At 34.9% G+C, this 5,013-nt stretch carries 3 protein-coding genes and 1 pseudogene; 3 read left to right on the forward strand and 1 reads right to left on the reverse strand.

The features are described 5' to 3' along the window. Window positions 1–26: 26 nt before the first annotated feature. Window positions 27–434: pseudogene (locus OZD66_RS03695) on the reverse strand (TerC family protein); the annotation flags it as partial. 397 nt (window positions 435–831) lie between these two features. On the opposite strand from OZD66_RS03695, the gene OZD66_RS03700 reads away from it, so the two are divergent. The 3 genes from OZD66_RS03700 (at window position 832) to mutS (ending at window position 4,776) form a co-directional block, all read left to right on the forward strand. Then, window positions 832–1,014 carry a hypothetical protein gene (locus tag OZD66_RS03700; protein WP_006279522.1) on the forward strand — a complete coding sequence of 61 codons (183 nt, stop codon included), beginning with the start codon at window positions 832–834 and terminating at the stop codon, window positions 1,012–1,014. Window positions 1,015–1,199: 185 nt separating this feature from the next. Then, window positions 1,200–2,006, forward strand: a complete 807-nt coding sequence (locus OZD66_RS03705; protein ID WP_182366459.1) for an ankyrin repeat domain-containing protein — start codon at window positions 1,200–1,202, stop codon at window positions 2,004–2,006. Between the two features lie 274 nt (window positions 2,007–2,280). Beyond that, window positions 2,281–4,776, forward strand: coding sequence for a DNA mismatch repair protein MutS (gene mutS, locus OZD66_RS03710; protein ID WP_182366457.1), 2,496 nt, complete (start codon window positions 2,281–2,283; stop codon window positions 4,774–4,776). The last annotated feature ends 237 nt before the right edge of the window (window positions 4,777–5,013 follow it).

A 5,013-nucleotide genomic window follows, 5' to 3' on the forward strand; every position in this document is an offset into this window, starting at 1 on the left:
CATCCGGACTTTTATGGAAAGAGCTATAATATCGAATCAACCGAAAAAACTAAATCTATTAATATAATTTGTAGCACAACTAAAAAAAATTTTGATTTAACGTTTGCTTTCTTTTTATTTTTCTTACATACAAAGATGTCATCCCGTAACTCCATAGAGCTCTTAACAATAAGGAATAATCCCCCTGCGATCATAAGTAAATCCCTTGCTGATGCAGTGTGAAATATAGGTTTTTGCATTGATAATATAGATGATGTAAAAAATAGTATTACAAAACGCATTAATAGTGCTAATCCAAGGCCCATAAGGCGCACTCTTTCTCTCAGCGCATTTGGTACCTTATCTATTGCTAGAGAAATAAAAATTAAATTGTCTACACTAAGTATAGTTTCAAGTAGTGTAAGTGTCAGTAAAGTCCAAGCATCAGTTAGCATTTTTGTTTCAAATTCGGTTCTTCTTACTCTACAATAGATGTGTAAAAATTAAGTGACTTCACTCAGAAGTTTTATAGCAGTTCTCCAGAAAAACAGGATATATAAAGTTCAGCAGCTTCTTCTATTTTCGTTTTTGAGCAAAATCAATAATAAGAGAGTTTCTTATTTTCATGCACGCAAATAAGATAAAGCCTTATTTTCATTTTTGACTTTATTTGAAAATAATATATACTATAAAAATAGTGTGCTAGGTTGAATGAATGTATATTAAAGGATCACCATCAGGCAAAGTATTCGCTGGTTATCGGGCATTTATACCAAGCCCCTTGCCACCAAAATTTGAATGGGACAATGATTTAGTTAATAGTCTTTAAACCCTTACTTTACTATAAGGAAAGTGGTTGAAAACTTAGGTGTCGTATTTACAACAGCCCAAAGAGCAATCGTAAAGCTTGAAGATTTAGGCATCGTTTCACAAACTTCTCAAGGAAAGAGAGATCGGGTTTATTGTGCAACTGATATTTTGAATATTCTAGAAGAACCAACTAAGATTACAGAGAACTTCGATAGCACATTGTAGCTATTGTGATGAATAAATTCAGCAAACAGCAAGCTTAAAGAGTCTGATCCAATGGACATGCTGAACAAAAAGTAAGGAGCTCCTTTTGGAGGATTATATTAACTTATTAATTAATTGCTTGACTTTTAGCAGGATTTATTATATTATTTATTAATGAGTAATGCAATCAAACCAAGGAGGATAGCATGATAAATAATTTGGATTCAATAATTCTTGGAATAAAAGATGGTGAAAAGGCGATTGAAGATTTAAGGGTTGTTCTTAAAAAAAGAAAAGAAGACGTTATCACTACACAGACATTTAATTATGCTTTACGATGCCTACAAACTACAAAGGAAGCGATAGTACACGAAATTCTGCTTCATTTTATACAAAATCCTGACGAGCAATCACTAGAACAAGTGATACAATGCTTAGATAGAGCAATACAATCTAGGATATATGCAAAAAACAACCCAATAAGAAATCTAGATGAAGAATTTCGTACTCATATAAACTTTAAAGATGAAGAGGGAAATACATTACTACATCATGCAGTTATAGGTAATAAAACTGAAGAAATAACCACCCTTCTTGTTACATATAGTGCAAATCCTTTGATACAAAACGCGGATAATAAAATTCCTTTAGATTTAGCTCAAGGAGAAACAAAAGAAGTGCTTATTAAAAGTATGAAAAAACAAGCTCATACGAAAAAAGAAAGCGCTATGATAGGCAGTTTAGTGCCTGGCATGATAATTGGTGGTTTTCTTAGTGTTGTACTTGGAGCTGGTGTGTGTGTTGCAGTAAGTCTTTCTGGTGGTATGATACTAGGTGTAATGATAGCACTTGTTCTTGTTGCTAGTATAGCTGTTGGGCTGGCCATGTATTTTTTGAGTCAAGACTATGAACAGGCTAAAGCGATAGAAAAAACTATTAGCACTGTTAGCTCTGAAATATCTGTTGATGATACAACTGTCGCAAATGGTAAAAAGGGGCCACAACTTACATAGAAAAAGCTATAGCATTTTTCAAACTAAATAATAAACCTTGTAATTAGGATATTCTGGATTCCAGCGTCACGCGCTGGAATGACAACTGTGTTTTTGCTTTTTTATCATCAAATACTCCTACTCTTTATGTCATCCAAGTGTCCTGAATACTTGGATCCAAGAAATTTAATTGTTTTAAATTTTTCCCTCTATACACCTATTTAAAATTTATGTTATCCACATGTGCAATATAATCTATAATAACGTTTATCAATACAATATATTAAAAAATATTATGAGCTTCGTAAAAGAAAAAAACACCCCTGTGATGGAGCAGTATTTGAACCTGAAAGCTCAATACAAAGATCATCTGCTATTTTATAGGCTAGGAGATTTTTATGAATTGTTTTTCGATGACGCTATTAAAGCTGCGAAATTGCTGAATATAGTGCTCACTAAGAGAGGTAATTCGTGTGGGCAAGAAATACCAATGTGTGGAGTGCCAGCACACAGTAGTGAATCTTACCTACACAAGCTAATAGATTTAGGGTTCAAAGTAGCAATCTGTGACCAATTAGAAACTGCTGATGAAGCAAAAAAGAGGGGCTATAAATCCATAGTAAAACGTGATGTAGTGCGAGTTGTAACTCCAGGTACAATTATAGAAGATTCACTACTGGAGGATAAAAGCAATAATTATCTCGCGTCCATAGTTGAACAAAATGACGAATATGCTATTAGTTGGCTTGAATTATCAACGGGAAAATTTTTTCACACTTTAACGAGTTTGAAAGCTCTAGATAGTGATTTATTGCGTATATCACCAAGAGAATTATTAATTTCTGAAAAATTCACTGAGGACGAAAAAATTAGATCGATTTTAAAAAATTATAAAATATCAATTACGCAGCACGCACAGAGCTTTTTTGAGTATAGTAAATCTCACAGAACATTATGCGAGTTTTATAAAATCAGGGAACTTGGGAGTATAGGAAATTTCAGCAAAGTAGAAATCATGGCGTGTGGTGCACTGCTTGAATATGTCAGAGTAACACAAAGGGGCTCCATTCCAAGGCTTGAATTCCCAAAAACCTATAAGCAACAAAATTTCATGCTTATTGATGCTTCAGCAAGGAGAAATCTTGAGTTGTTTTCAACTCAATTTGGTGAAAAGAAAGGTTCACTAATTTCAGTTATTGATCATACAGTTACAGCTTCTGGTGGACGCCTGCTCAAACAAATGCTCGCTTCACCCCTTGCTTGCTCCAAGGCAATCAATTTGAGGCTCAGCACCGCTCAATTTTTTGTAAATAATCATGAGCCACGCAGAAAAATACGAGAGATATTATCTAACATTCCGGATATTGAAAGGTCTTTATCGCGCTTAATACTAGGGCGTGGTTCACCAAAGGATATGAACCTATTGAAAATAGGTCTAGGAAAGACTTTAGAATTGTCTGAGTTCTTATGTAAAATTGAATCAGGTGAAAATGGATCTCTCCCACAACAATATGTCATCCAAACTGAGATCCAGCCAGCGTCACGCGCTGGAATAACAGTAAAATCAGACGAGAGTGAACTAAGCACAATACATAAAAGCCTTGGCAATCATAAAGACCTATTTGAACTGTTAAATAGTGCTATACTCGATAATAACCTCAGTTCCGTGAAAGAAGGAGGATTTATTCACTCAAAATACAACTCAGAATTATCTGAGTTATCCTACATATTAAATAATAGTAATAAACTAATAACCAAACTCCGTGAATCTTATCGCGACCTAACTGGCATTGCCGCACTCAAAATATTACACAACAACATACTTGGTTATTACGTTGAAGTGTCGGCAAATCACAAAATAACTTCGGATATATTTATTCATAGGCAAAGCTTAGCAAATAGCATGCGCTACACTACTAATGAATTGAAAGAACTAGAAAATAAAATTCTTACGGCACGTGATGCTGCAATCGGCTTAGAAATGAAAATTTTTAGTGAACTGTGTAGTGAAGTCGCTAAAGAATCTGAAAAAATTGCTCTTGCTGCAAATGCTTTGGCAAAACTTGATATTAGAACCGCATTTGCAGAGCTTGCAGTGCAAAATAATTACGTAAAACCCATTATTGATGACAGCAAAGAGTTCAATATCTGTAGCGGAAGACACCCAGTGGTTGAAGTTAACGATAAATTCATTGCAAATAACATCAATTTAGCTGGTATACATCTAATTACTGGTCCTAATATGGCTGGAAAAAGCACTTTCTTGAGGCAAAACGCTCTCATTGCAATTTTAGCTCACATGGGGTCATTTGTGCCAGCAGAGAGTGCACATATTGGAGTGATTGACAAGATATTCAGCAGGGTTGGCGCAACGGATAATATAACAGCTGGTTATTCTACCTTCATGGTAGAGATGATCGAAACAGCAACGATAGTAAATCAGGCAACGGACCGTTCCTTGGTGATACTTGATGAAATTGGTAGGGGCACAGGGGTGTATGATGGATTATCTATTGCACAGGCGGTGATTGAACATATTCACAATGTAAATAAGTGCCGCGCCATTTTTGCAACTCATTATCATGAATTAACTAAAGTAAGCAAATACTTGAAGAACGTGAAATGTTTTTGTGTAAAAATAAGAGAGTGGAACGGAGAGGTTATCTTTCTACATGAAGTAATTGAAGGCATTGCAGATGAGTCATATGGAATACATGTAGCAAAACTTGCCGGTTTTCCTGATTCTGTTTTAAATAGAGCAAGTGAGGTGTTTGAGGGGCTAAAGGCTTGAATCATTATTATAAGTGAAGAATTACCTATACAATCGTGGTAGTAGCAATAGAAACGAAAAACTTACTTGACACCCTTCGCCAGCGCCCTCATCATGATAGTGAAGCTATTGTATTTGCTTTCGCCAATCTGCAGATTAAAAGGTAAAGATTACTTAATGTATCGGCGTCTTATGTTCAATTTTTTGCAGTATATAGATACTGTATGTCTTTACAAAACTTCATCTACATCTAGATTT

The sequence above is a fragment of the Wolbachia endosymbiont of Drosophila baimaii genome (genome assembly GCF_028982185.1).
GTDB classification, from domain to species: domain Bacteria; phylum Pseudomonadota; class Alphaproteobacteria; order Rickettsiales; family Anaplasmataceae; genus Wolbachia; species Wolbachia pipientis.

Bases quoted from the DNA above. Each gene is read 5' to 3' on its own strand.
- OZD66_RS03705 (WP_182366459.1), top strand. From the start codon at position 1,200: ATGATAAATAATTTGGATTCAATAATTCTTGGAATAAAAGATGGTGAA.
- mutS (WP_182366457.1), top strand. From the start codon at position 2,281: ATGAGCTTCGTAAAAGAAAAAAACACCCCTGTGATGGAGCAGTATTTG.